Below are 26,837 nucleotides of genomic sequence, written 5' to 3'. Positions count from 1 at the left end.
TTGATAGGTTAATAACCGATAGGATGGGTAGTTCATGAACACCCAAAGAAAAAAAACGCGCAAGTCAACATCAGCGCTCGAAAAAAACAGTCAAATGAGACGGTCGGCCGCCTCGGCGCGCGCCACAGATCAGCCGACGAAAGTCGCTCAACCTTCAGGGAAAAAAGCAAATTCTTCGCGAAAAAGGGCAACCGCTACACAGTCGCCGCGAAACCGTGCGCAAACCGCCGCAACCGTCTCAAAACACAATAAAAATCGCCTGAAAAAAAGGCGGCTGCGCATCATGCGCTTCTTTACCGTTGTGGCGGCTGCAGCCGTCTTTGGCGCGGGCGCATTCGCACTCTCTAAATATGTAGTGCCCACCGTCTCAAAATCAATTCGCGCAGACTGGAATCTGATGCTCGCTTCAACGGCGAGTGTCCCATTTTCTCAGCAAGAATACAACGGTCTTGCGAAGGAAATGCAAACCTATTTAAATACGGTTCCTGGCACCGTCGGCGTCTCTCTACTCGATGTCAATAGCGGAGCTACGCTTTCTATACGAGGCACAGCGACATTTAGCGCGGCAGAAACGCTCGCGCTACCCGTAGCCATGACTCTGTACAGCGACATCGCACAAGGGCTTCTAAAACCAACGGACACCGTCACCCTGACGGCGGCCGATCTTCAAGCGGGTCCCGGATACATTGGCGGAATGCCTCTGGGAACGTCGTTCACATACGCCCAGCTCGCAAGAGCAGCCATTGTGCGCGGTGATGTTGTAGCGATCAACATGCTGATGCGCGCGCTCGGACCCGATCAGGTCAGCCGTTTTTCGCAAGGACTTGGCAGTGCCGCCCCCATGACGCCACCCTATACAGTGACGCCCGTCGATCTAACAAAGTACATGGTGACACTCTACGCAATGGCACAGGCACATCCGTCTACACTCGCACCCCTGTTAAAAGATCTCGCGCAAGTACCCACTGCCGATCGACTACAAGCGGGTCTCAGAGGAAACTCCGTCGCCCCCTTCTATCATGTTCTCGGAAATTGGCCCAATCAATTTCACGACTCTGCGCTTTTTGTGATCGCGAATCGCCCGCTCGCGCTATCCGTCTGCACAGAAGGTTTGAATGAGGCGACCGCTGCCATCGTTGAAAAGAACCTCTCCGCGATGGTGGGGAGATTTGTAAATCAGCAAATGACGCTTCACAAATTTGCTTAGACAATCACACGCGTGTGCTTTGCACGAGTTTTTGTTTGAGTTGCCAGAGTTCGCGACTCAGATCGACGTGATGCACATGCGGATTCTTTAAACGAAGGGTCTCACTAGGAATCGAACGCAGCTCATTTTCCGCATACGCCCGAACGTCGGCGAGTTCGGGTAACTCATAGACGATCTGCCCGTTTACAATGATCGGCACAAGCATCTCGCGCACTCGGTACTGGGTGATCGTTTTTTGTTTATACGTGTGAATCGGATCAAACAGCGTCACAGCTTCACCTTTCGGTAACCGTTCGTCTTCCAGCATGATCAAATCCGCGTTGGCGAGTCCGTTGACGTAAAAGCGCACCCACTTCTTTTTTCCTGGATGGGTCACCTTTTGCGGGTTCTCCGACACTTTAATCTTCGGAACATAGAGATCATCGACTTTTTCCGCAGAGAGCTTGTAAACACCACCGAGCGCTGGACAGTCCTTCGAAGTAATCAGCGCCGTGCCCACTCCCCAAGCGTCAATCGCCGCTCCTTGCAAGAGCAAATCGCGAATCGTATCCTCATCGAGGTCATCCGATGCGATGATCTTCGTCTTGGTAAATCCTGCCTCATCCAATCGCTTGCGTGCTTCCTTCGAGAGGTAGGCGAGATCGCCCGAATCAATCCGTATGCCCAACAGATCACGCCCCTCCCTGCGCAGTTCCAACCCAACGGTGATGGCGTTAGGAACCCCCGAGCGCAGCACGCTGTACGTGTCGACCAACAACACCGTCTGGTCAGGGTACGCATCTTTGTAGGCACGAAACGCGGCGAGTTCTGACGGGAAACTCTGAATCCAGCTGTGCGCCTGCGTCCCGGAAACGGGAATGCCAAAGTGAAACCCGGCGGCGACATTGCTCGTGCTTGAACAACCGCCGATATACGCTGCGCGCGCGCCAAAAACGGACGCATCACGATTTTGGGCCCGACGCAACCCAAAATCGCTGATCGCCCCACCCTCGTCAAAGAGAACGGTTTGTGTCGCCAGTTTCATACGCGTCGCTTTCGTCGCGATGAGGGATTGGTGATTGATGAAACAGAGCAATGCGGATTCGATCAGTTGAAGTTCAAACAAACGCCCCTCGATTCGCAAGAGTGGCTCATACGGGAATACGATTGTCCCCTCCGTCACCGCGTGCACAGTTCCAGTAAAGCGAAACGCGACGAGCTCGTCTAAAAACCCATCGTCAAATAGCTTTGTATGGCGCAGATACGCAATCTCTTCTTCTGTAAAGCGCAGCGTCATGAGGTAGAGAACAGCCTGTTCTAATCCGGCAAAGACAACAAATCCATTGCCGCACGGATTGACACGGTAAAAAAGATCAAAGACAACCTCCTGATCGAGGCGGCCAGCTTTATAGTGACCATACATCATCGTGAGTTGATATAAATCGGTTAACAGCGCATCTTGTCGATCGCGATAGAGCGGAGAATGTTTTAATGTATCAAGGCGCTTCTGTGGCATCGCGTTACTCCCCTTCGTGCGTGGATGCAGAAAGGAGGGCTTTGCGCACAAAGCGCACAGCCCTCTTCTAGCCCATTCCCAATCCGTCAGGCAAATTTCATCGTATAAAAACTCTCCGTAAACATGCTTGGTCCAAACTGCGCCGCCGCTTCTTTATTTTTAAGCGCTTCCTCAAAACGCGCGATCACATTCTCTGACTGGGAGCGATGCGCGCGAACCGCTTCGAGTTTTGTTTCTGCCACATCGTGAATGTCGATCGTCACATCAGGACTCCCAATGAATTCCTCGCGATTCCTCGCGAATGCGTGACCATACACCACAGGGCGTTTCGCGACAGGCAGCTTTTCCACAGCGCGCACGCAAGCAGCCCCTAGCGCATTGTGGTCTGGATGCACCGCAAATCCCGGATAGTGCGTGATAATTAAGGACGGATTCAACTCCTCTATGATTGAGAGAAGTTGATCTGCGATCACTTCGCGATCTTCAAACTCGATTGTCTTGTCGCGCAGTCCGAGGAGTCGCAAATCTTTAATGCCAAGCGCGTCACACGCGGCGCGCAGTTCTTTCTCACGCACTTCACTCAGCGTCTCGCGCGTTGCAAAAAAGGGCTTGCCCATATTTCTACCCATCTGTCCGAGCGTTCCACACGCATAGGTGACAGGAACCCCGGCTTTCGTAAACGACGCAATCGTACCGCCTGTCCCAAATGTCTCATCATCAGGATGCGGAAAAACGACCAATACATGGCGTTCCATGAAAACGGATCCCCTCTCATAACCAAACGTATCACACGGCAAGTTTCATCGACCACACGTTCCCTACATCGCAAACGGTTCGTCCGAAAGTTCGAGCGCAATGGCTAATCGCCCTTCGCTATCGTAGCCTGCCATCAACAAACGCCCTTTTGCATCCACTTCAAAATCGGTTAGTCCTTCTGCGTAAATCCAGCCGATCTGCATCTTTAGGCCGACACGGTACGGGCCATCACCAACGATCGTTCCTCGCTCAAATTCAATTCTACCATTGCGAATGTAGGCGCATACGGTCATTGCTCCCTCTTCGCGATGCGCAGCATACGCGCCGTTGGTCGTCTCCAGGTGAACGTATTGCATCCTGCCAACACGCGCGTCAAGCGCTATCTGCACAGATTGTAGATCCATCGGTCCCATATGCGTCCCCCTGCCAACCCTTCAAATTTCATTCACTGTTGCTTTGTATACGTATGACTCACTTACTTAAGATAACAAACTTCACGCCGCGATGCCAGTTTGCGAACACGCGCAACCTAAAAAGGTCTGCCACGCGCCTCACGCGCGACAGACCTGAGCAAACGCACAGCACGCTCAGGAGAGATGCGTTTGAAACCACCCCACCATGTGCTGGTATCGCGCGACGCGAAGACCTGGGTGACCTGTCCGCGAAAGGTCGTGATTCGCCCCTGGAAAACGAACGAAAGCGACCTCTTTCCCCAGTGCCGCAAGCGCCGTATACATTTGCTCCCCTTGTTCAATCGGGCAGCGCAGATCGTTTTCACCATGCAGGATGAGAAGCGGCGTTTCCACCGACGCGACATAGCGAAGCGGCGACACCTTCCATAAGTCATCAATGTTCGTAAACGGCGTATCGCGCAGATGCCAGTGGTGTTCACGCTCTGTGAACTCATAGCCGATATCACTCACGCCATAAAAGCTGACCCAGTTTGAGATCGAACGCTGTGTGACCGCCGCGCGGAAGCGAGATGTATGACCGACGATCCAATTGGTCATGAAGCCGCCATACGAACCGCCCGTCACGCCGAGCGCGTCCCGATCCAAATCTTTTTGAGCGGCGAGCGTGGCATCAAGGATATTCATAAGATCAGCGAAGTCGCGCCCGCCATAATCCCCCATGCAGCGTTTGACAAACGCTTGTCCGTAGCCAAAGCTGCCGCGCGGATTTCCATACACGACCGCATAGCCTTTGGCAGCGATGAGCTGAAACTCAAACACGAAAGAGTACGAATACATCGCGTGCGGCCCACCGTGAATCTGTAGCACGAGCGGTGTCTTTTCGGTCCTATTCTGGTTTTCAACGCGTGCGGCCGTTTCTGTCGCATCCATAAAAAAGGTGTGCAGTCGTACACCGTCATCCGCCGCGTGATACGTATCGACCACCGGCGCGATGATCCGTTCGCGGAGCCACGGGTTCACGTCGGTGATCTGTTCGATACCGTCTCCCGTCGAAAAAAACAGTTCACCCGGTTGTGTCACATCCGTTGCCAGATACGCCACGGTATCGGTCGCTTTGTTGTACGCATACGCGTACACTTCGCACGGCTCATTGACGCGCCACGAAAGTTTCCCGCTGGGAGAAAACACCGCGAGTGAAACGCGCCCCTCGTGACTGACGGGTGCGAGCACGCTCTGGCCATCCGCCATAAAAAGCGGCCCTGGGAGCTCTTCGTGACCGCGCATGTCGCTCATCCCTGCCGCGTGAATTCCGTAATCGAAGTTCTCCTCGATGTAGCGCTCAGGGGAACCCGGTTCTCCAGTCAGCGCACCGCGATAAAGCAGCGGCTGCGTTGCGCCGTAGAAAGCGAAATCGCTTCCTATTCCCACCCAGTGCGCACCGTCTGGCGCGACCGTCGCCTGCTCGATCGACTCCGTCCCCGTAGAAACGGCGCGCTCCTCCCCCGTCTCACGATTCCACAAAACGACGCGCGTCTCGTGACGGTACGGTTCATCCGTCACCGGCGTGACGAGCAACAGCTCCGCTTCATCCTGTGTGAAGGAGTACGATGTCACGCCATGTGGCAAGTGTGTCTGCGCCAGCACGTCGCCGCTTTGCGCATCGAGGATGAACACCTGTGTTTTCTTTTGATCGACAAGTCCTTTTCCGTCACGCTTATACGGAAGCTTCTCAACCACATAAGGCGCAAGCGCCTTTTTTTTCTTATCCTCATCATCCTTCTCGCGCGTCAGCGGTTCTCCATCTACACACGCGACCAGCGCCGCAATCCGCGTTCCAGCAGGCGAGAACCGGCCTGTTTTCACATCTCCTGCGAGTGACGTCAAGCGTTTGGCTTCGCCTCCGTGCAGCGGCATGACATAAAGCTGATTGCCAAGCGCTGCGCGATCCGCCGAGCAAAAGAGCAGGTGAGACGTGGAGAGATCGCAAAATGTATCACTGAACTCGCCGCTCGTATACTCTGTCAGTTTGCGGCTTACTACATCGAGGACACCCACAATCTCCCGATACCCATCGCGCGCAGCGTTAACTCGGCGAAGGCCGACGCCAAGTAAACCGCCGTCTGGCGAAAAGCGAGGAAGAGAGAGCCAAGTAAAGCGATAAAAATCTTCTTCATGAAACGGTGTTTTTTTGTTATCCTGTAGACTCATCTCTAAAACCCTCCCCTTGGGTGACGAAACTCGGTCGTCATAGAATTCGGAATCAAGCGGCAGAAATCCTGCAAAGCAGACAGCGCGGAAGTGCGCTATACTCAAAAAACATGACCTTGCGCTGTACGACGAACCTTGCGCCGCGTCATCCTTGCCAAAGGAAGGTGTCTCCCGTGATTGTCGAATGGTGTGTCGCCAATGCGATCTCTGAAAAAGCGTCTGAGTTAGAGGCGTTGGGACACCTTTCTTATGCGTATGACGCCATCGAGTATCCATGCCTTGATCACTGTGATTTATGTGTGCAAACACCCTACCTTTTGATCGACGGTAAACTTCTGGAAGACCCTGATCCGGACGCGCTATTCAAACGTGTCGTCGCGCAATTCGCACGGGAACAACGCGAGTTGGCTGACGCAGCGGTTGATGGATGCGGTGAATCATGATGGAATTGGAGGTGTCGGCGCACGAAACTTGAAGATGAATTGATGAAGGAAAAAGAGCACGTCGAAGCCATCCGAGCGCATATCGTGCGCGATGCCGAGGCGCTGCGCGGAAGTGGTAAACCGTCGAACGATTACACCGAAACCGTTCTGACCGCCATCTTGCAAAACCAATCCCGCGAACTGATCAAGTCCCACAGGCAGCCACATTTTGCTCGCATCTTCTTTAAAGAACACGGCCGCACTGTGAATGAGGACGCCTACATCGGCCGCTTTGGCATCTTTGAGCGGGAAACACTGCAACCGATTGTTCTCGACTGGCGCAGCCCGATTGCCAATCTCTACTATAACGACGCATTTGAGAATGTATCCGTCGACGTGGATCCAAAACACCCACTCACCTTTGATCTTGAAAGAAAGCGCCAGTTCGAGTTTCGCGACGGCTCACTCGAGGCGTTTTACGACAGTGAAAACGGTGCGCTTATCGATCGCCTCCTGCTTGAGCGGTTGAGCGCGCGCAGCGGCGACAAGCTTCAGGATATTGTGGAGACGATTCAGGCGGAACAAAATCGTATCATCCGCGCGGATGCCCGCGAGAACATGGTTGTGCAAGGAGTTGCCGGGAGTGGCAAAACAACCATCGCGCTTCACCGCCTCTCCTATCTTGCATACCAAAAGCGAAACAACGCGGCACACACCCAGTTTCTCGTTATTGCCCCCAACCGTGTATTTTTGGACTACATCGCAAACGTCTTGCCTGATCTTGGCGTCGAAGGTGTCGCGCAATACACGTGGGAGGATTTGACGCACCATCTTCTCCCTAAAAAAACAAAGTTTGCGAGTGAAGCGCAGAAGCGTATGCTTTTTTTCGAAGAAAGCGACGACGCAAAGCGCGCTGAACAGCAGATCATCATACACGCAGCGCGCCTGCGCGGAAGCATGGCGTTTGCCAGGCTGCTTTTGCGGGTTGTTGAAAAGGTTGCAAAGCAGATCGTGCCAGATGCGGACCTTGTGCTGTCGCCTCGTCACCAGATGCCAAAAGAGGAAATCGCGAGACGTTTTTTTGATGACTACCGCTATGAGCCTTACCTGAAGCGTAGAAAGCGCCTACTCGACAGTTTGGCGCGCTTCGCGCAAGACGCGATTAAAGAAGAGATCGCGCGCTTTGACAAACGATTGACAAAAGGGAGATACGCCGACTCTCTAGAGCAGAGCGCCAAAATCAAAGCAGCGATTGAAGAGCGCTACGCGCGGTATGTGCGCACAGTTAAGAATATCGACATCTATGCGCTCTATCGCAAGGTGCTTAGTAGCGAAAACAATGTGAGTCGGGTACTCGCTGAGCTGTCGGATGACCTTGAGCTAAACGAACAGACAAAACGTTATGTGCTGGCACGCTATGCGGAAGCTGATCGCACACTTGAGTGGGAAGACTCAGCGGCGCTGCTCTTTCTCACGAGACATTTTCACGGCTTTGCGGCGGATACCCGCTATGCTCACATGATCGTTGACGAGGCGCAAGATCTTAGCGCCTTTCAAATTTTCGTCTTGACAAAGCTTAGTCCAAATGCAACACTCAGCATTTTTGGTGACGTCTCCCAATCGATCTCACCCTATAAAGGATTGACGTCATGGGACGAAGTGACCCGCGATGTGTTTGCGGAGCGTGCAGCGTATAAGACGCTCGAACAGAGCTATCGCTCCACGGTGGAGATCGTCACGTTTGCCAATCGAGCGCTGCAGCGTTACCAAACGCCGGGAATTCCACTCGCAAAACCGGTGCTTCGCCACGGCGTCGAACCGGAGATTCTTCAGACGGATGAAACGCATGAGGTGGGGGCGCTGATCGAACTCATTTCGCGCATACAAAGCGAGGGGTATAAACAAATTGCCGTGGTCGAAAAGACAATCGCGGCGTGCAGCGCGCTGCAGGATCGTTTGCAAAAGGATGCGGCATATACGCTTCCCCTTTTGTCAGAGAAAACTGAGCACTACGAAGGCGGACTCCACCTCATGCCGATTTATATGAGCAAAGGGCTGGAGTTTGACGCGGTGATCGTCCTCAATCCGAGTGAACACTCGTATGACGCGCGCTCTTCCCTTCACGCAAAACTGCTTTATGTCGCCTGTACACGCGCGCTCCATCGCCTTTATATCCTGCAAAAAGATCCGCTCACTCCGCTGTTGCAAGCGGAGTGAGCGCTGCGCGCTGCAAGGTGAGTGAGAAAAGAAATTCAAACGCCTCTAAATGGCGGAGCGCCTCAGCGACGCTTCGACCGAGTACGTAGATGCCATGCTGTTTCACGAGCACTCCAGGCACCGCCGGATCATACGCCGCAGCAACCGCAGTGGCGAGTTTCGTCAAGTCACTGTAATTCTCAACGAGAGGAACATTGACGCGCGCATCTTCTTCCCAGTGGCCAAGCGCTTTTAAGAGTTCATTTCCAGAAAGCGGAATGCTACCGCGCGCATCATAGCGCAGTGTGATGAGATTGTTTGAGATCGTATGCACGTGAAGGATGCACATCGCGTCCGACTTTTGATACAGCTTTACGTGGACGATGGCCTCGGCAGACGGCTTGCGCGCAGCCTGTTCTGTGGACTGCAGATGCTCATCCACCAAAAGCAGATCACCCTCTGTGAGGCGCGTCTTGTCGATACCAGAGACGCTGACGCGCATGCGTAAGGTTTCGCCCGATTCGCGGATCGACAAATTTCCGCTGGTAGCCGGGAAATAGCCGTATCCACCTAACCGCTGCGCAACCTCAACCAAATCTTTTACAGCTTCAGACACGCGCTCAACTCCTTTTCCTCACGCCTTAAAATCGCGATAACATCCATAAAGTCCTCAAATCTAGCGACAGGCAGCCCGTGCTCCACCCCATACGAAAGCAGCGCATCGCGCGCAATGACGAGATCCGCCTGCAAAGCGATGCGCACATCCGTGATTCCATCGCCAATGACTACCACGCGCTTTGCCTCGTGCAATCGTTTGATGGAAGGTTTACAGAGTCCACAATCCCCTGCACAGTGTTCGTCACATGGGTACGGCCAAACCGCGCGCAAGTACGGCCCTGACGTGTCAAGCGTGTTGGCATAGATTGCGTCAATTCCGGCAAAAGAAGCAAGCGCTGGCTTCACAAAAAAGTCAAAGCCCCCACTCACGATGCGCAGAGGTATTTGATTCTCCTGGCAGTACGCGACAAACTCGCCAAATCCCGGTCGAATCGTGACGCGCTCGCGCGCAAACGAAACGAGCTCACCGTACCGCGAAGAAGGAATCATCGCGAACAGTGCGCTGACGCCTTCGCGAATCGAGCACTCGCGCGTTAGAATGCGTTCAAAAAGGGGCTGCGCCGCATCCTTTAGCGCGTAGGTAACAATCGCCGAGATCATGTCTTCAGTCGCAATCGTGCCGTCAAAGTCACAGAAAATGGAGAGTCCGACCGGGTTAGACACGCGCCGCCCCCCACTTCACAAGCGCCTCGTAGAGTTCCATGTGAGTCTCTGCCGCAACGTTTAGCGGCACTCCACTGCGAACCGCGTCGAGCGCCTGATAAATCGCTTTGCCACCAGCTGCCGCCCCCCGCGGATGACCGTGAATTCCGCCCCCCGCATTGACAATCACATCCTCACCGTACTCCGCAACCAATAGCGGTACCATTCCTGGGTGAATTCCGGCAGAAGGTGCAGGCATCAACGGCGCGAAGGGACCAGGCGCACGCAACCGCTCGGTAAGCAAAGCGCTCTCCTCGCGCGCGAGCCGAACTGATCCGAACGGCGACGGGAAAATGGCGATGTCAGCGCCTGCCAACCGCAACAGGTCGCCGAGCAGCACATGCGCGGCGATCCCGTGATGTGCGCTTGCATAGAAGGCGCCTGCGAGCGCTGGATGCGCCATAAACGGAACCTGAATGTCACTGTCTGATGTGAGTTCACGCAAAACATCAAGCCCGTACGCAAACACGTTAAATAAAAAGAGATCTGCGCCCACCTCTTGCAGTCGTTTTGCCCGTTCCTTGAGTTGAAAGACAGGACCCGTCAAATTCACCGCATAGCGCGGTCGCCGACCTGTCTCTTGTTCCAGTCGCAATCCCTCTTCACGATAACGTTTGACGCGAACCTGTGGTGGCACAGCCTCGTGAAAGAAAATCTCGTCATCCTTGATCAGATCGACGCCGCCTTGCGCCTGTTCGCGAAAGTGAAACGCCAACTCATCGAGCGTCTGTCCAACACACGTTTTGAAGATACTCATCACAAGCGGGCGATCATAGACCGAGAGTCGTTCACGCAATCCGCGCACACCGAATTTCGCGCCTTGAAACTTCGCCTGATAGGCGCTTGGCAGTGTGAGATCGACAAGGCGAATCTCACCGTCCATTGACAGTTTACCAAAGACTGTGGTCAAGAGCGCCGCGATCTGATCCGTCAGATTGATCATTGGATAGCGGATCGCAATCTCTGCTCGCACACGATTTTCATCGATGACATCAAGTGTCCTAATCTCTTCAATGCGCCCTCGAAATGGCTCCACACGCTCTTGCGTCGCTCGCGGCAAATCCGTCCAGGAGCCTACCGTTAGCCCGACTGCGATCCCCTCCGCGCGTGCAGACAGGTTTTTTTCACGATCAATCAGCGCATAGCGTGCGATTACATCATTCTGCTGTTCCATCACGCGATCCGTCCTTTTTTAAACCTCTGAACACTATACCGACCGGTAAAGCGGCGTGTCAAACCACCATCCATAGACAAAGCGTTTCAACTCTCCTAAAATAGGACAATCAGCGCGCCGTTATCCTGTGCGTAGCGTAAATACGTTCACCCGAAGGAGTGGCAAGATGGCAACAATCCGTGTGCGAAACACAGATGAGTGGATCACCGATGATGAGGCTGTGCGCGCGTTTTTAGCAAACCAGGGCGTCTATTACGAACAATGGGATCTCTTTGCTCTGACACCTGAGCAGTCAAACTCATTTTCACTTGGCGACACAGAAAAAGAGGAGATTCTGACAGCGCTCGCGCCGCAAATCGAAAAACTCGCCAAGGAGCGTGGGTATGTAAAATGGGATGTCATTGCCCTCTCCAATCAAACGCCGGGGCTTGAAGATCTTTTGAAAAAGTTTGAACAAGTTCACACACACACCGAAGATGAAGTGCGCGCCATCGCTGCGGGCAGTGGAATTTTCATTATTAAAGGTTCCGCGGAAGTCGGCTATTTTGACGTTAACCTACGCGCGGGTGACGTGATTTCAGTCCCCGAGCACAACCCGCACTTTTTTACACTGACCGATGAGCGGGCGGTCGTCGCCGTTCGCCTTTTCATCGATCCCGCAGGCTGGGTCGCTCACCCCTATGCAGACATCGGTTTTGAAAAAGCATAAGAAACTTTGCGGCACATCCTATTTACGCGTCTCATCACGGGCGCTCCCACAAAAGCCCCTTGCCTCATCGCGCAAGGGGCTTTCACGTGAGCGAACCCTCTTTTGCGCGAATGTCACTAAACCGCTGTTTCAGCCGTTTTGTCAGCTTGTCGAAAATGGAAGAGTTCCGCCATTTGGGTTAGCGCATCCACACTCGCTGAGAGCGAATCATACCCGACGCCCATGAAGCAGCCGTAGCGGCCAAGTGCTTCAAACTCCACACGGACGCGACAGCGCGCGCTTTGATCGCTGTGGATGATCTCCGTCGTGATCGCATTGATTAACACGACGCCCTGCGCCGCAAACCCCGCCGCAGAAAAAAGTGCCTCTGTCTCTGTTCGCCCAACGCCGACACCAGGCGTCTCGTGACGACCCTCTTCCTTATCCAGCCACTGCCAGTGACACTCCATTCCGTGTTCAACACTGTGGCATTCCGCGCTCGCGTGAAGGGCAGCTCTTCCCTTGTTGTCAAAAAGAGCGCGTGAAACAATCCACTCAAGCGTCTCTGGCGCGTGTTCCAATACATAGCCTTTCTGCTCTGCCAATTTCACCTGGCCCAGAATCTCCTGAATTTGTGCAGGCGTTGCCTGAACCCCTCTGCTCTCCAGGTAAAAGGCGATATTGCTCGCGCCAGACAGCTCAGACACGAGAACGCGTCGCTCATTCCCAACTGCATCAGGCGCGAGATGTTCGTAGAGTTTTGGATCGCGCATCACCGCACTCACGTGGATGCCCGCTTTATGCGCGAACGCGCTTCGGCCAACATACGGTTGATGCGCTTGCGGCTTGATTCCCGTCAACGTGTAAAGATGTTCTGAGATGGATTTCAGATCACGCAATCCCTGCTCTCCCATGGTGCAGACGTGCTTCATTTTGTGAACAAGATTCGGCACCACGGAGCACATATCGGCATTCCCACAGCGTTCACCGAGTCCATTCACCGTCACCTGAACCTGCGTAGCGCCAGCATCGACGGCAAAGAGGGTGTTTGCAATCGCCAGCCCCCCGTCATTGTGCGCGTGAATTCCCACAGGTCCCAACCCATTTGCCCGAACATCAGCCACCGCGCGCGCAATTGCGCTCGGCAGCGCTCCGCCATTTGTATCGCATAAGATCAGCCAGTCCGCCCCGGCGTTTTTTGCCGTATAAAGCGCCTCCAATGCGTAGACCGAGTTGTTACTGTAACCGTCAAAAAAGTGTTCCGCGTCAAATAAAACTTCAATATCTCGATCCTTCAGAAATCTCACCGTATCACGAATCATCGCCAGATTCTCTAAAAGATCCGTTTGCAGCGCCTTCTCAACGTGGAAATCCCACGTTTTCCCTACGACTGCGCAGTGCGCTAGATCCGTCCCCAACACCATCTTCATCGGTTCATCCTGCTCAATCTTTTGCCCCTTGCGGCGCGTGCTCGTAAACGCGACGACTCGGCTGTGTCGAAGCGGAAGTGATTTTAAGCGATAAAAGAATTCGAGATCCTTGGCGTTTGATCCAGGCCATCCACCCTCGATGTAATCGACGCCTAACTGATCGAGGCGCGTAACCACATCAAGCTTGTCGGCAACGGAAAAACTCACGCCTTCTGTCTGAGCGCCGTCGCGCAGCGTTGTGTCATAGACGTACACACGGTTCATGTCGTCCCCACTCCTTCTCCCTTATTTCTCTCTTTTGAACCGAAGTTCTTATCTCTTTTAAAAACACAAATAGCCCTTCATCCATACCGGACGAAAGACTTCTTCGCTCTACCACCGGGTGATCCGTTTCTTTGATCACATCCCCCCTTTTTAACGGTAGGGTTCCGGTCGCGCTACTGCAAAAAGGTTCACGCAACAGCTCAAGGAGGATCTTCATCTGGTGAGTTCGTTCAGGACTCGCACCCTTGCGTCCCGCTCTCTGTTCGCTCTTCCAGACTACTCGTTCCCATCATCGCCAACACTCTCATGAATTATGGCAAGTATACCCTACACGCCGCGCGGTGACAATCCCACTCAAGACAAATTAAGTAGTCGAATTTCTCCCTTCTTCCGTCGCGATTGCCGTCTTTCGTTTGCGCGAAAGCGTATTCGAGCGATTGACGACAATCACGCCGAGAATTGCCACTGCGCCACCGAGCACAGCCTGCCACTTTGGAACCTCACGCAACAGAAACCACGCGACGATCATGGCGAGAATGGGGTTTAAGTAGAGCGCCGAAGACACGCCAGACGCACGCCCTAAAGAGAGCGCCACCGCCCACGCGACATACGCGATCGCGGCCGGGAATACACCAATATAAATCACCGCGATCGTCGCCGTGAGACTGGCGTGTGGCATTTGCAAAAATAAACTTTTTGTAAACCAGAGCATCGGCACAGTGCCAAACCACGTAACATACGCGGTCACGTCGATCGCGCCATATCGCATGAGAAGCGGTTGTTGATAGACAAAGTAGAACGCGGTAGACACTGCAGAGACAAGGATAAGCAGCGTGCCGCGCAGGTAGTGAGAAGACGACTGGGGACCTAGCGTGATGATCGCGACTCCGAGAAACCCAAGCGCGAGCCCTCCCCACCCGAGCGCATTCAGACGTTCGCGCAGCGCCACGAGCGAGACGAGCGCCGTAAAAATGGGTGCAGCCGCGATAATCAGACTGGCCGTCCCGGCACTGACCCACTCTTCACCAAAGGTGAGCGCAATGTGATAGATCGTAATGCCCGAGATTCCGAGCAGCGCGAGCCTTACCATGTCCCTTTTTGAAGGAATGGCCACACGTCGCACGATCGCGTAAACCAAAAAGACGAGGGAGGCAGACAGAAATCTCAGAAGCACAAGCCCGCCTGCGCCGTATCCACCTTCAAGGCCGATGCGAATTCCGGCGAATGCGGATGACCAGAAGAGCAGTGTTATCGCTACCGCAAAGACGGTACGTTTCATCGAGGGAGGCGGTTGTTCATGAACTGCCACGCCGTCACCTTCTTTCTTGATGATTTCGCGCAAAACGAGAGATGATCAGAATGATAATAAAAATAAACACAACGAACGTGAGCGCAAAGAACGCACCCATGCGAAAAGACAGAAATCCGTGCATCCACCATGTCTGAATCACGGGAATTGCCTGAATGAGATTGACGAGGATAGAAACAGGAAGAAGAATAAAACTGACATACGTGACGAGCTTGGTTCGCTGTGCATCTTGGCGCAGTTCTTGTGCTTTTGTGGCGAGTTCCCGCTCCCGTTCAACCCCCGCGAGGTAGTCGTCAATATCGTGAATTTCCTCAATTAACTCGTCGTACATCTGAGAGATGTTAAACGCCCGTTGCCAGCGTCGATAGAGTTGGTCGCGCTCTTCACTGATGGATGCCTGAGAAAAGTAGCAGCGTGATGTAAAATCGTAGATCTGTTCGCGCAAGGCGCGCAACTTTTGCGCGCGCTCCGATAAAAGCGCCGCGTCTGCGGCACCTGTCGCATAGCGTAAAATACTCATCCGCTGATGGAGCGCAAGGAGCATCATTAAGAAATAATGCTTGCGAAAGGATGCCATCGCCGCCGACGGTCGCCCCTGAAAATGGCTCGCGCCGTTGTCGTATGCAATGACAAATCCACCTTCGAGGGACTGCGTGTGAATCACGTTGTGGTAAGGCATGTAATTATGCTCAGGGTCGCCAAAAATCTGCTGAGAAAAGTGGTTGCTGTTTTGAGCGGACAGCGTTTTTCGCAAAACGGTCAGATGCTGTGCGGCAAAACTCTGAAACGCCGCGTCAGGATCTGGCACATCATCCTCAAGCGTCAGTTGCACCGCACCATACGCTAATAGGAACGTGTCAACCATCGGATCAATTTTTACACTCCTGCACGCGCTCATCAGAGGATCGAGCAGTCGGCTTACGAGGGTGCGCATCGTAAACGTGCGCGGAACATAGATTGATCCAGCGTACGGATCGTCGTGGGAACTTTCACGCTCACTGTGCGGCGTGCTCACGCGCAAAAGCGGCCGTCCGCGCGTGAGCGAGGCGAGATCTGCGTTGACGTTTTGCACCCACTCGATGGTCAGTAAAGCGTCATCGTAGACCGGTTCAATCTCAAAGACGAGAAAACCGACACCATTAAAAAAGACATGCAGATCAATCGCGCGAAAGCGAAACGCTGGATCATCCTCTTTCATGCGCGACGTGCGCATCGCCTGAAGTGATGTCATCCACGCTTCACGAACCGAAAAGCGCCGCTGATTCTCTGGCCTCTTTACGTATCGCTTCACGTAAGGGATGACGTTGTCAAGCTCATCATCGCGAATCGCGACCTCACGCCAAAACGGAGACTCTGTCTCCGCCGCCGTGCGATTGATCGCGTCACAAATTTCCAGAAACCCGCTCTCTTCGGACGATGTCAAAAGAAACGGATAGACGAGTTTTGTGAAGGACTCACGAACATACCACATCTTCACCCCTCCGTTCTTTCGCGTGGATAACTCCGAATGCCATGACGCATGTTAACGGTGCAACCATCATGGTACGGATGAGAGGGGTCTTTTTATGCCTACCAATCGAGAACGCAATCAAGCCGTTGAAGAAATACGCGATCACATTCACAATACGGAAGAAAATCACAAGCGCACGGAAGAAGTACTGGCTACGCAACCACTCTCAAGCAACGTTCGCGCGGATCTTGAGACGCGCAATGCGCATCGCGAGCAAAGTCTGAACGATTTTAAAGAGGCGCTTTATGACGAACTTTGATCGAGTGGAACGCGCTTGATCAGAGCAACGATTGACACGCGAGCATTGGCAGGGATGAGTGCACCTCATCCCTGTCGCCCACTACGTCTTTTGATGCGTTAGATCGTACTTCTGCCGCAAGATTTCATTGCGGTGAAGGATGTACCACGCACCGCTGCGCGAGCCGATGACTTGATTCGATTCGTAGTGAACTGGAAATTGATAGAGGATGACGGCCGACGTAAAAAATATAAAACTGATCCCGGCAAGTGTGAGATGAATCGCAATAAATCGCAAGCGTAGTACGCGCAGCTTTGCGTCAAACTGCCAATAAAACGCAAACCCGAGAACGAGTGTAAGCAACCCAATAAGATAAGAAATGATAAGAAACCAGAGTCCAAACGTTGCGTGCGCAAAATATCCACTGAGTGTCACCTTATCCCACGTTGCCATGGTGAAGAGAACCATCGCGATGATCGTAGTCAGGACATGCAGTTGCACGATGCGAATCGGGTAGACAATCTTTACGCGAAACGTATAGCCCACAAAGAGTATGGCGCCAATCGCTGACGCGATAAGCAGCGCAATATACGCATCAAGAAGCACGGTATTTCCCTCCTACTCGGGTGAAGCGGAGGTTGCCAAACGCCCCACCCACAATGTGTGTCCTCATACAAGCCAGTTCCAAGCCTGCCTGTGAGCCCCATTTCAGCGCAAAGGAGTGAAGGCGATTTTTGCACGCAGCCACGACGAGAGTTCGGCAATCGAAACCCGTTCCTGCGTCATGGTGTCGCGATCGCGAATGGTGACACACCCATCTTCTTCCGTCTGAAAGTCAACGGTGACACAATACGGTGTCCCGATCTCATCGTGACGGCGATAGCGTTTCCCAATAGAGCCTGAATCGTCATAATCCACCATAAATTCGGCAGAAAGTTTGTCAAAAACCGCTTGCCCCTGATCGCAAAGTTTCTTTGAGAGTGGAAAGACGGCCGCCTGAAACGGCGCAAGCGCTGGGTGAAAATGAAGAACGGTGCGCACATCCCCGTCTTCAAGCGTTTGCTCTTCATATGCGTCAAGCAAGACAGCAAGCGTTAAACGGTCTGCACCGATCGATGGCTCAATGCAGTACGGTATGAAAGGCTCTTTTCCCTCTTCGCGCACCGTGAAGTCTTCGTGCGAATACGTCTCATGCTGGCGGAGGTCGTAGTCGGTGCGATTCGCCACGCCTAGGAGTTCACCCCAACCAAACGGGTACTGATACTCAACGTCAGTCGTCGCTTTGCTGTAGTGGGACAGTTGCTCTTTTTGATGGTCGCGAAAGCGGATATTCTCTTTAGAAACACCTAGAGCCTCCACAAATTGGTAGCAGAAGGTACGCCAGTGCGCAAACCACGGTTCATCCGTTCCCGGTTCACAAAAAAATTCCAGTTCCATCTGTTCAAACTCGCGCGTCCGAAACGTAAAGTTTCCGGGCGTGATCTCATTGCGAAAGCTCTTTCCGATCTGACCGATGCCAAATGGCAGTTTTTTGCGCATGGTGCGCTGTACATGCTTCATGTTCACAAAGATGCCTTGTGCAGTCTCCGGCCGCAAATAAATCTCACTGCTCGAGTCGTCCGTAACGCCTTGATGCGTTTTGAACATCATGTTGAACTGGCGAATCGGCGTGAAATCTTTTGCGCCGCAATCCTTGCAGCGAATATCATACGCCTGAAGCAACCGCTCCATCTCCGCAAAGGGCAGCCCGTCAACCAAGCGATCCTCGCCGCGCTTTGCCAGTTCGTCTTCAATCAGCTTGTCTGCGCGATGCCTCGCTTTGCACGCGCGGCAGTCGATCATCGGATCGTTAAAATTCCCCACATGCCCCGACGCAACCCACACTTGGCGATTCATCAGAATGGCCGCGTCAATCAAGACGTTATACGAATTTTGCTGAATAAAGTAGTATTGCCATGCGCGCTTTATATTTCCTTTTAAGAGAGAGCCGAGTGGCCCATAGTCCCATGTGTTGGCAAGTCCGCCATAAATATCAGAACCCGGGAAAATAAATCCTCGACGCTTTGCAAGAGAAACCAATTGATCCATCGTAACGCCCATATCTTCCTCCAAACGACATGCCACTTGTCCTGCTGAGAGACCTACGTCATGTCCATAATTGAAAAGGCACTACGTCATTATAGCCTTAATGCAAACCAGATTCTATGCGACCAGCATGAATTCGTCTTCATTCACAAAACAAGGTTCGCATCCGATCCCAAGTTTGAAGTACAATAGTACACTGGATGCACGAAATCTTAAGCGTTTTTTAATCCTAATCCGTTATTTTAAAAACGAGGTGGAACTGTGAAAATCATGATCGCAGGCGGCGATGGCTTTTGCGGCTGGCCCACGAGTCTGCATCTCGCCGCGCGCGGGCACGAAATTTTAATTGTGGACAATCTCGTTCGTCGCACCTATGACGACGAGTTGAATACGCAATCGCTCACACCGATTGCAAGCCTTGAAGAACGCGTTCGCAGCGTTCGCGAAACAACCTCTTGGTCAATCAACACGCTGATCGGGGATCTTCAGGACTACGATGTCGTAGAGGGTGCGCTGCGCTCGTTTCAACCTGATGCGATCGTTCACTATGCCGAACAACGCTCGGCACCTTACTCGATGATGGATCGCGAACACGCCGTCTACACACAGGTCAACAATGTTGTTGGCACACTGAATCTGCTCTACGGCATCAAAGCGATCTGTCCAGATGCACATTTGATTAAATTGGGCACCATGGGGGAATACGGAACGCCGAATATCGACATTGAAGAAGGGTATCTGCGTGTCGAACACAACGGTCGCACGGATGTGCTGCCTTATCCAAAGCAGCCGTTTTCGATGTACCACTTGAGCAAGGTGCACGACAGCCACAACATCATGTTCGCATGCAAAGCGTGGGGGCTGCGCGCAACGGATCTCAATCAAGGCGTCGTTTATGGCTACCAGACGGATGAGACAAGGCAAAATCCACTTTTTGTCAATCGGCTTGATTACGACCACGTGTTTGGCACCGTGTTGAACCGTTTTTGTGCCCAAGCGGTCATTGGCCACGATCTGACAGTGTACGGTGAAGGCGGTCAAACGCGCGGCTTTCTCGAGATCCGTGACACGGTCCGCTGTATTGAGCTTGCCGCGTTGCACCCGGCAGATCAGGGTGAGTTTCGCGTTTTTAACCAATTTACGGAACAGTTTTCTGTGCTCGAATTGGCAAAGCGTGTGGAAGCAGTCGCACAATCCCTAGGTTTTAATACAAAAATCGCGCACCTTGAAAACCCGCGCGTTGAAAAACAGTCGCACTACTATCATGCAAAACATACAAAATTGATCGATTTGGGCTTGGAACCGCATCTGTTATCGGATACAATGATTACAGAAATGTTACAAGAGGCATATCGCTATCAAGACCGAATTCGCGCTAGTGCATTATTGCCGACCATCACGTGGCGTTAACGCGAGATTGAATCGCAAACGGGCGGGTGTCGCAACGTTTTGAGGAGGGCATCCCGATGAGAATCGCACTCGTGACAGAAACGTTTCTTCCGGCTACAGACGGAATCGTAACGCGTCTCACGCACACCATTCGCAACCTCACCCAAAAAGGGCATGAAGTGCGCGTGTTTGCTCCGGCCGGAAGTGTGTCCTCGTTCTCCGGAGTAGAAGTCACGAGTTTGCCCGGTTTCCCCTACCCCTTTTACCCTGAAAAACGCTTTGCCTGGCCACTTCCGGCGCTCGTCAAACCGTTGCTCGACGCAAAGCCTGACGTGATTCACGCGGCAGGTCCGATCGTGCTCGGCATGGGTGCGGTGCTGATCGCCAAGCGCTGTCACATCCCGCTCGTCGCGTCCTATCACACACACCTTGCTGTCTATGCCAAACGCTACAATGTGCCGTTTCTCGGGCCGGTCAGTTGGTTTTATTTGCGCAATCTGCACAACCTCGCGGACGTCTCACTCGCGACGTCGCATGCGATGGTGCGCGAACTCCGTGAACATGGCTTTCGCCGGATGCGGTACTGGCCGCGCGGTCTTGACCACGCGGCGTTTCAGCCACAGGACACACCGGAAAAAAAGCGTGCATGGTCTTTGCGAGATGACCGATTTACGCTGCTTTATGTCGGACGAATTGCTCACGAAAAAGATTTGCGCACAATCCTTGAGCCGATGAAACTCTTGCCGGAGGCGCATTTGATTCTCGTTGGAGACGGACCGGCGCGCGCCGAACTCACCGTCGATTACGCGTCAGCGAATGTGACGTTCGCGGGTCCGCTTTACGGCCGCGATCTTGCAGAAGCGTATGCCAGCGCGGATCTGTTCGTCTTTCCGTCGGTCACAGAGACGCTTGGGCTCGTCGTGATGGAGGCGATGGCAAGCGGTCTACCGGTGCTTGCGGTAAAGAGCGAACCAACACTTGAACTGCTCAAAGGAGAGCGAAACGGGACGTGGTTTGACGGTGCCGATCCATCCACTTTTATCGCGCAGGTGCGCGCGCTTTCACAGGACGTAGATCGTCTCACCGAGATGACAGCGTTTGGCGTTTTGCGGGCACAACGCTGGAACTGGGATCATGCAACGGATGAATTGATTCGTACGTATGACGCGGCCATCCGGCTCGCCAAATGGAAACGGGCGCGACCAGAGCGTCGCATGGGGGGTGAGCCTGTATGCGTCGAGTGACAAACCAGTACGCAAATTTTCTCCTGGTAGGCGTTTCTAGCGTCTTTGTCGATATCGCAGTTCTCAACGGGCTCTTGCTGTTATCTCCACACGCGAGCGGATGGACGCTCACGCTTGACAACACGCTTAGCGTGATCGCGGCGATCGCAAACAGTTACCTCTTTAACACGCGTATCACCTTTCGCCGCGAAGCCACTGGTCACGTGCGCCAACGCGTACTGTTCATTTTGCAGGCGCTTATCAATATCGCGTTAAACGATCTGGTTTTAAACCAAATGACTTCGATTGCGCTTCAGATGGGCTTTAAACCGCTTTTCGCCACGAACATTGGCAAAGGATTCGCCATGCTCGTCGCGTCAAGCGTCACCTTCTTCCTGTTGCGCACGGTCGTTTTTGCAAAGAAGGGCACTGCAAAAAGCAAATCCGATCAGCGCGCGAATGAAACTCCGTTCACACTTTCGAGTGTGGCGAAAACGACACCCGCCACACAAATTCCGTTGCAGACAGGGATTGTTTCGCCTGTTTTGCTGAACCCCACAGTGCGCGATGAAGACCAGATTGTGTCCGATGTGCGCGAAACGCTTCCAGTTTTTGCTGCAGGTAAGCACTGACGTCGTGCGCTTCATGATTTAACTGCATGGCGCGAAACGTTTCCTGGCGCTTCTCGCCATTTGCAAATGTGATGTAATAGAGTGCAAGTGAAGCGTTCTTTTGAAACCAGCGCTCTGCCGCTTCTGTCGCCGCTTCCCCAATCGCACAGTGATCATTATGCCCGCCGCGTTCCGGGTGAAACGTGAGGACGACCGTCGGCTCTATCTCTTCAAAAATCGCATCAAGCCTTGAGACGAGTTCCGTGCGCGGGATGATCTCAAGCGTCTTGTCGCGATAACCAAGTAGTTTTACACGCGACAGGTTAAGTGCACGCGCCGCTTCTTCCAGTTCACGCTGACGAATTGCCCCGATCGACTCGCGATCACCGATGGGCGGTACGCCCATGCGCCGCCCCATCTCGCCAAGCGTCGCACAAACGAGCGTGACATCCGCGCCAAGGGCTGCATAGCGCGCGAGAATCCCGCCACAGATAAATGTCTCATCATCCGGGTGAGCAAATACTGCGATGACCTTTTCACGGTTCACGTCACGCGCCCTCCCTCTCGCCGTTTTGTCCCATAGAGAGCGGTTGCAAGCTGATGACAAGTGTGCGCGCGAGCCGCTCCCTCTCGTCATACCCCACAAAAAGAACGCGACCTTCCTCCACGCGCGCCTCCGTCACGTCATCCATGTGCAGTATGCCCTGACGGTCGGCAAACTCCAAATACACACGATAAACGCCATCCCCCCGCACGTGATAGCGTTCCAGTTTTACAGCCGCATTTCGGATGTATGCTCCGGGATTCACTTCCATATGTAAAAAGACGAGGTTACCGCACATCGGGTCAAGATGTGCAACAACCTTGTTCAGATCCATCACGTAAAACACTACCTCCTGCCCTCTTACCATGCTTAGAACGCCGAATCATCAATCCGATCGAGCCACACGCGCACAGCACCTGACACCTCTTCGAGACAGCCAGTCGCAAACGGCGACGTCAAGTTTCCAGCGTGCACAAGTTCAGTGAAGGACGCGCTGCCACCTTTACGCGCGATCGCGAGATAATCCGCAAACGCCGCATCCCGTTCGTCGAGGGAGCGTTGCCAATACTGAAACGCGCAAACTTGCGCAAGCGTATAGTCAATGTAGTAAAACGGTGTTCCAAAAATATGTGACTGGATATGCCAGAATCCGCCTCGCTCCAGGTATTCGTTTCCCGCATAATCCCGCGATGGCAAGTATTTTCGTTCAACCGCCCGCCACGCCGACTTGCGTTCTGCGGGTGTGGCGTCAACATTGGCGTAGATAAAGTGTTGAAACTCATCGACTGCAACCCCGTAAGGCAAGAAGGAGAGTGCCCCACTCAGATGGTCAAACTTGTACTTGTCAGTATCCTCCTTAAAGAAAAGATCCATCCACGGCCACGCAAAGAATTCCATACTCATCGAAAAGATCTCGGCCGCTTCAAACGTTGGCCAATAATACTCAGGCATCACTTGTTCTCGGCTCAGGAACACCTGAAGCGCGTGCCCCGCTTCATGAGTCAAAACGTCTACATCTCCAGAGGTTCCGTTGAAATTCGCGAAAATAAACGGCGAGCCATACTGCGGAATGTATGTACAGTATCCGCCAGCCGCTTTACCAGGGCCTGTCACAAGATCCATCAAGTCATTCTCGATCATGAAGTCAAAAAAGGATTTAGTTACATCCGATTGTTCCGCATACATCCGTTTCGCGTAAGCCACCAACTCCTCAGGCGATCCCTTTGGCGTTGGGTTTCCCGTCGCAAACGAAAATGCGCCATCGTAATAGTAGAGCTTATCGAGATGTAAACGAGCCTTTTTTCGCTCTGTGAGCCCCTCAACAATCGGAACAATCTCACGGTGAACTTGATCGCGAAACCTTTTGACATCCTCCTGTGAATAGTCTGTGCGATTCAATCGCGCATAGGACAGCTCCGTAAAACTTGGAAATCCGAGTTTTACTGCAATGCCGTGTCGCAATTTTACGAGTTGGTCATAGATGCTGTCGAATTCTTCTTCGTGCAAAGCCATGAACGCAAACCGCGCCTCACTCGCCGCTTTGCGCAAATCCCGATCCGGAGATTCGGTGTAAGGACCAAACTGCGCGAGGTTTAGTTCCTTGCCGTCGAACGCAATTTTGGCAGAAGCCACGATCTCTTGGTATTTTGTCGTTAGCTCATTCTCTTTTTGCAGATCTTCGAGAACCTCTGGCGAAAACGTTTTGCGCTGAAGCTCCGCGAGCCTAAAGACGCGTTCACCAATCTCTTTTTCAAGCTCTGCGCGATGCGGCGATGTGAGAAGCGCATCGTAAAAGGCGGTCGTAAGCGACTGCATGACAGGGCCGAATTCATCAAAAAAACGTTGTTCATCACGGTAGAACTCGCTGTTCGTATCTGTGCTGTGCCGTATGTAAACAAGATTTCCCATCGAATCAAATGCATCGCGTATTGCGTTTATCGCAGCGATTGCAGTGCGCGCCTCTACGACACTGTTACACGCCCTGAAAGTCTCCAGGCGCTCCTCAAAAAGGTGTTTCGTTTCCTCCATATCAGGCCGTTGATAAAGATACGATGAAAATCCCACACACAATTCCCCCACACCTCAATGTATCTTCACCTCTCATTGTATCGTTTTAAGCTATAAAATCATAGTCTTCACAGCCATGCGACGATTCTTACAAAAATGGCAGAGGGTGCAACGCAGACACCCTCTGCCTCTTGATCAATACACCGGAACGGTCGTGCACTGTGTCGTATAACCCGGCACAAGCAAGAAGAACAGCACAAAGATGATGAGAAATACGACAGCCCAGCGCGTGTATCCGCCGAAAACACCCACGGTAAATTCCCTCCTGGAGTTTGGTGTTTACTACACTCCTAATAGATGCAGGACAAATCTCTTGCGTACGGGCGCACGCCCCCTCTTTTGTGCGCATTTCCACCCAAAAAGCGATGTCTTTCTTTCTGCAGTAAGTCCTTCTCACCACATCTAAAAGCCCTGCACGCGCGATGCATGCAGGGTACGAAGAAGAATGTCTTGCAGTTGGTTGCGAACAATCACCCTAGGAATGCTCGAAGCTCCTGTGTAAGTGCCGGCACCACATCAAAGAGATCGCCGACAATTCCGTAGTCTGCCACTTTGAAGATCGGCGCCTCCGGATCTTTGTTGATTGCGACGATGACCTTTGCGTTTGACATGCCAGCGAGATGTTGGATCGCGCCAGAGATCCCACACGCGATATAGAGATCCGGTGTCACCACTTTTCCGGTCTGCCCAATCTGCATGGAATAGTCACAGTATCCCGCGTCACACGCTCCCCGCGATGCGCCAACCGCCGCGCCGAGAACACTCGCCAGTTCGCGCAAGGGTTCAAACCCTTCTGCACTTTTGACGCCTCGTCCTCCCGAAACGATGATTTTGGCTTCTGTCAGATCAACCCCGCCGCTCACTTTTTTCACTACGTCCTTGATCGTCGACCGCAAATCGTCGACAAAGGATACGTCAAGATTTTTCGCGGTACCACTCGCTTGCGTCGCCTCAGAAACCGGTAGGTTATTAGGCCGGATGGTTACGATCGCCAAATCGCCGGAAATTCCGTTTTTCGTAAACGCTTTTCCCGCATACACTGGTCTTGTGTAAATCACCTGATTGCCCTGAAGCTCAATGCCAATCACGTCAGACACCTGTCCCGCCTTGTAGTGCGCAGCGATCGCTGGTGCGAGATCGCGACCGATGGCAGAGTGGGCAAACAGAACCGTTGATGGTTTTATCGCTTCGATGGCCGCTTGCACAGCCTTGCGATAAAACTCTGGTTGATAAGTGCGCAGGCGTTCATCATCGACGACAAGCACATCATTCGCGCCATGCGATAAGAGCACTTCAGCAAGATCGACAACACCATGCCCGGCAAGCAGCGCGGTGACGCGCCCGCCTTGTGCAATGACTCCTGCGCCATAGAGCGCCTCTAGTGAAACATTTCGCAATGTACTGCCACGCAAATCAGCGACGACTAATACGTCTTGCATTCACGGTCATCCTCTCTCCGTCCTTCGTCCTTCGTCCCGCTACAAAAAACACGCGAAATCAAAGCGCGCAACGCATCAAATCACTTTGCTTGTTTGTCTAAGCTCTCGCACCAATTCGCGGACGCGCTCCGGAGTATCACCCGTCAAAATGCGGCCAGCCCCTTTTTGCGCTGGGATAAACGTCTCTGTCACAGCCACACGCTTCGCAATCGCATTCTCAGCGAGACCGATCCCTGCAACCGTCACGTGCTCTACAGGTTTCTTGCTCGCTTTTCGAATTCCCAGGAGCGACGGATAGCGCGGCTCGTTGAGCCCCTGCTGTGCCGTAAAGAGTGCAGGGAGTTTGACCTCTACAACTTCTGTGTCACCCTCTGCGTCGCGCTCTGCGACGGCGACTGCGCCATCAAACGTGAGTTTGGTAATCGTCGAGACATGGGGCACATCGAGAAGCTGCGCAAGCCTTACTGCCACTTGCGACGAACCGTCGTCCACCGCCTGATTGCCCGCGAGAATGACATCATAGGTGCGCGTGCGAATCACTGCCGCCAACACCTCAGCCGCCGTAAATTCATCGCCAAACGCGGCTGGGTCATCAACAATCACAGCGTCATCCGCACCCATCGCCAGCGCAGTCCGCACCGCCTCTTCAACGCGCGCGGGACCGATCGTGACGACCGTTACCGTTCCCTCCGTTGCCTCTTTGATTTTTAACGCTTCCTCGATCGCGTACTCGTCATATGGATTGATAATCCACTGCACGCCCTCTTCGTTAATCTTTCCATCCGTGAGGGTAATTTTTGCCTCTGTGTCAAACGTCTGTTTCATGCATACGATCACATTCACAAGCGA

24 protein-coding genes and 1 pseudogene are annotated in these 26,837 nt (G+C 53.1%); 8 read left to right on the top strand and 17 right to left on the bottom strand.

All coding sequences use genetic code 11. The features are described 5' to 3' along the window. Nucleotides 1-34: 34 nt before the first annotated feature. Nucleotides 35-1,207, top strand: coding sequence for a serine hydrolase (locus AYW79_RS00355; protein ID WP_067560445.1), 1,173 nt, complete (start codon nt 35-37; stop codon nt 1,205-1,207). A 4-nt stretch (nt 1,208-1,211) separates the two neighbouring features. Here AYW79_RS00355 and AYW79_RS00350 read toward each other — a convergent pair whose 3' ends face one another. The 4 genes from AYW79_RS00350 to AYW79_RS00335 all read right to left on the bottom strand — a co-directional run bounded on the left by AYW79_RS00350 (nt 1,212) and on the right by AYW79_RS00335 (nt 6,079). Continuing rightward, the gene (locus tag AYW79_RS00350) at nt 1,212-2,702 is read right to left on the bottom strand and encodes a nicotinate phosphoribosyltransferase (protein ID WP_079290801.1); all 1,491 of its coding nucleotides are present in this window, start codon (nt 2,700-2,702) and stop codon (nt 1,212-1,214) included. Between the two features lie 86 nt (nt 2,703-2,788). Beyond that, complete coding sequence (gene bshB2 / locus AYW79_RS00345) at nt 2,789-3,457, bottom strand: bacillithiol biosynthesis deacetylase BshB2 (protein ID WP_067560444.1); 669 nt, start codon at nt 3,455-3,457, stop codon at nt 2,789-2,791. Between the two features lie 63 nt (nt 3,458-3,520). Further along, nucleotides 3,521-3,871 carry a YojF family protein gene (locus tag AYW79_RS00340; protein ID WP_067560443.1) on the bottom strand — a complete coding sequence of 117 codons (351 nt, stop codon included), beginning with the start codon at nt 3,869-3,871 and terminating at the stop codon, nt 3,521-3,523. Nucleotides 3,872-4,045: 174 nt separating this feature from the next. Then, nucleotides 4,046-6,079 carry a S9 family peptidase gene (locus AYW79_RS00335; protein ID WP_067560442.1) on the bottom strand — a complete coding sequence of 678 codons (2,034 nt, stop codon included), beginning with the start codon at nt 6,077-6,079 and terminating at the stop codon, nt 4,046-4,048. A gap of 173 nt (nt 6,080-6,252) precedes the next feature. Here AYW79_RS00335 and AYW79_RS00330 point away from each other — a divergent pair, with 173 nt between their 5' ends. Together AYW79_RS00330 and AYW79_RS00325 are read left to right on the top strand one after the other, a co-directional pair. Beyond that, on the top strand, nt 6,253-6,522 hold the full coding sequence (locus AYW79_RS00330) for a DUF1450 domain-containing protein (RefSeq protein ID WP_067560441.1): 270 nt from the start codon (nt 6,253-6,255) through the stop codon (nt 6,520-6,522). 42 nt (nt 6,523-6,564) lie between these two features. Next, nucleotides 6,565-8,718 carry a HelD family protein gene (locus AYW79_RS00325; protein ID WP_067560440.1) on the top strand — a complete coding sequence of 718 codons (2,154 nt, stop codon included), beginning with the start codon at nt 6,565-6,567 and terminating at the stop codon, nt 8,716-8,718. Here AYW79_RS00325 and mtnB read toward each other — a convergent pair. The 3 genes from mtnB to AYW79_RS00310 are packed head-to-tail and all read right to left on the bottom strand — an operon-like array spanning nt 8,693 to nt 11,191. Beyond that, the gene (gene mtnB, locus AYW79_RS00320; RefSeq protein WP_067560439.1) at nt 8,693-9,313 is read right to left on the bottom strand and encodes a methylthioribulose 1-phosphate dehydratase; all 621 of its coding nucleotides are present in this window, start codon (nt 9,311-9,313) and stop codon (nt 8,693-8,695) included. The two genes, AYW79_RS00325 and mtnB, sit on opposite strands and share 26 nt — an antisense overlap. Next, on the bottom strand, nt 9,298-9,978 hold the full coding sequence (locus tag AYW79_RS00315) for an MtnX-like HAD-IB family phosphatase (protein WP_067952958.1): 681 nt from the start codon (nt 9,976-9,978) through the stop codon (nt 9,298-9,300). The genes mtnB and AYW79_RS00315 overlap by 16 nt, the downstream gene beginning before the upstream one ends. Continuing rightward, nucleotides 9,971-11,191: a 2,3-diketo-5-methylthiopentyl-1-phosphate enolase gene (locus AYW79_RS00310; RefSeq protein ID WP_067560438.1), complete on the bottom strand. Its 1,221-nt coding sequence runs from the start codon at nt 11,189-11,191 to the stop codon at nt 9,971-9,973. Before AYW79_RS00310 ends, AYW79_RS00315 begins: the two co-directional genes overlap by 8 nt. 166 nt (nt 11,192-11,357) lie before the next feature. On the opposite strand from AYW79_RS00310, the gene AYW79_RS00305 reads away from it, so the two are divergent. Then, complete coding sequence (locus tag AYW79_RS00305; protein WP_067560437.1) at nt 11,358-11,900, top strand: acireductone dioxygenase; 543 nt, start codon at nt 11,358-11,360, stop codon at nt 11,898-11,900. Between the two features lie 116 nt (nt 11,901-12,016). Here the strand turns inward: AYW79_RS00305 and cimA are convergent, their stop codons facing one another. From cimA to AYW79_RS00290, 3 genes are all read right to left on the bottom strand, one after another. Then, nucleotides 12,017-13,573, bottom strand: a complete 1,557-nt coding sequence (gene cimA, locus AYW79_RS00300; protein ID WP_067560436.1) for a citramalate synthase — start codon at nt 13,571-13,573, stop codon at nt 12,017-12,019. A gap of 364 nt (nt 13,574-13,937) precedes the next feature. Next, nucleotides 13,938-14,882: a DMT family transporter gene (locus AYW79_RS00295; protein ID WP_231877807.1), complete on the bottom strand. Its 945-nt coding sequence runs from the start codon at nt 14,880-14,882 to the stop codon at nt 13,938-13,940. Nucleotides 14,883-14,886: 4 nt separating this feature from the next. Next, the gene (locus AYW79_RS00290) at nt 14,887-16,353 is read right to left on the bottom strand and encodes a hypothetical protein (RefSeq protein WP_067560435.1); all 1,467 of its coding nucleotides are present in this window, start codon (nt 16,351-16,353) and stop codon (nt 14,887-14,889) included. Nucleotides 16,354-16,447: 94 nt separating this feature from the next. Here AYW79_RS00290 and AYW79_RS00285 point away from each other — a divergent pair, with 94 nt between their 5' ends. After that, nucleotides 16,448-16,651: a hypothetical protein gene (locus AYW79_RS00285; protein ID WP_067560434.1), complete on the top strand. Its 204-nt coding sequence runs from the start codon at nt 16,448-16,450 to the stop codon at nt 16,649-16,651. An 81-nt stretch (nt 16,652-16,732) separates the two neighbouring features. Here the strand turns inward: AYW79_RS00285 and AYW79_RS00280 are convergent, their stop codons facing one another. Beyond that, a complete protein-coding gene (locus AYW79_RS00280; protein ID WP_067560433.1) occupies nt 16,733-17,236 on the bottom strand; it encodes a hypothetical protein in 504 nt (167 codons plus the stop codon). A 102-nt stretch (nt 17,237-17,338) separates the two neighbouring features. Beyond that, the gene (locus AYW79_RS00275; protein WP_067560432.1) at nt 17,339-18,730 is read right to left on the bottom strand and encodes a glycine--tRNA ligase; all 1,392 of its coding nucleotides are present in this window, start codon (nt 18,728-18,730) and stop codon (nt 17,339-17,341) included. Nucleotides 18,731-18,976: 246 nt separating this feature from the next. Here AYW79_RS00275 and AYW79_RS00270 point away from each other — a divergent pair, with 246 nt between their 5' ends. The 3 genes and pseudogenes from AYW79_RS00270 to AYW79_RS16315 form a co-directional block, all read left to right on the top strand. Further along, a complete protein-coding gene (locus AYW79_RS00270) occupies nt 18,977-20,125 on the top strand; it encodes an NAD-dependent epimerase/dehydratase family protein (RefSeq protein WP_067560431.1) in 1,149 nt (382 codons plus the stop codon). 56 nt (nt 20,126-20,181) lie between these two features. Next, complete coding sequence (locus tag AYW79_RS00265) at nt 20,182-21,348, top strand: glycosyltransferase family 4 protein (protein WP_067560430.1); 1,167 nt, start codon at nt 20,182-20,184, stop codon at nt 21,346-21,348. After that, nucleotides 21,336-21,731 (top strand): annotated as a pseudogene (locus AYW79_RS16315) (GtrA family protein); the annotation flags it as partial. The gene AYW79_RS00265 and the pseudogene AYW79_RS16315, both read left to right, overlap by 13 nt. Before the next feature lie 67 nt (nt 21,732-21,798). Here the strand turns inward: AYW79_RS16315 and AYW79_RS16310 are convergent. From AYW79_RS16310 to AYW79_RS00240, 5 genes are all read right to left on the bottom strand, one after another. Beyond that, nucleotides 21,799-22,485, bottom strand: a complete 687-nt coding sequence (locus tag AYW79_RS16310) for a PIG-L family deacetylase (RefSeq protein ID WP_067560429.1) — start codon at nt 22,483-22,485, stop codon at nt 21,799-21,801. 1 nt (nt 22,486) lies between these two features. Further along, entirely contained in the window at nt 22,487-22,816 is a 330-nt protein-coding gene (locus AYW79_RS00255) for a DUF1806 family protein (RefSeq protein ID WP_067560510.1), read from the bottom strand. 35 nt (nt 22,817-22,851) lie between these two features. Continuing rightward, complete coding sequence (locus AYW79_RS00250) at nt 22,852-24,546, bottom strand: M3 family oligoendopeptidase (RefSeq protein WP_067560509.1); 1,695 nt, start codon at nt 24,544-24,546, stop codon at nt 22,852-22,854. Nucleotides 24,547-25,019: 473 nt separating this feature from the next. Then, nucleotides 25,020-25,988, bottom strand: coding sequence for an electron transfer flavoprotein subunit alpha/FixB family protein (locus tag AYW79_RS00245; RefSeq protein WP_067560428.1), 969 nt, complete (start codon nt 25,986-25,988; stop codon nt 25,020-25,022). 75 nt (nt 25,989-26,063) lie between these two features. Continuing rightward, nucleotides 26,064-26,831, bottom strand: a complete 768-nt coding sequence (locus AYW79_RS00240; RefSeq protein ID WP_067560427.1) for an electron transfer flavoprotein subunit beta/FixA family protein — start codon at nt 26,829-26,831, stop codon at nt 26,064-26,066. Between the last annotated feature and the right edge of the window lie 6 nt (nt 26,832-26,837).

The sequence above is a fragment of the Ferroacidibacillus organovorans genome (assembly GCF_001642725.1).
Lineage (GTDB): Bacteria > Bacillota > Bacilli > Alicyclobacillales > SLC66 > Ferroacidibacillus > Ferroacidibacillus organovorans.
This window is presented reverse-complemented; position numbering and strand designations above follow the sequence as displayed.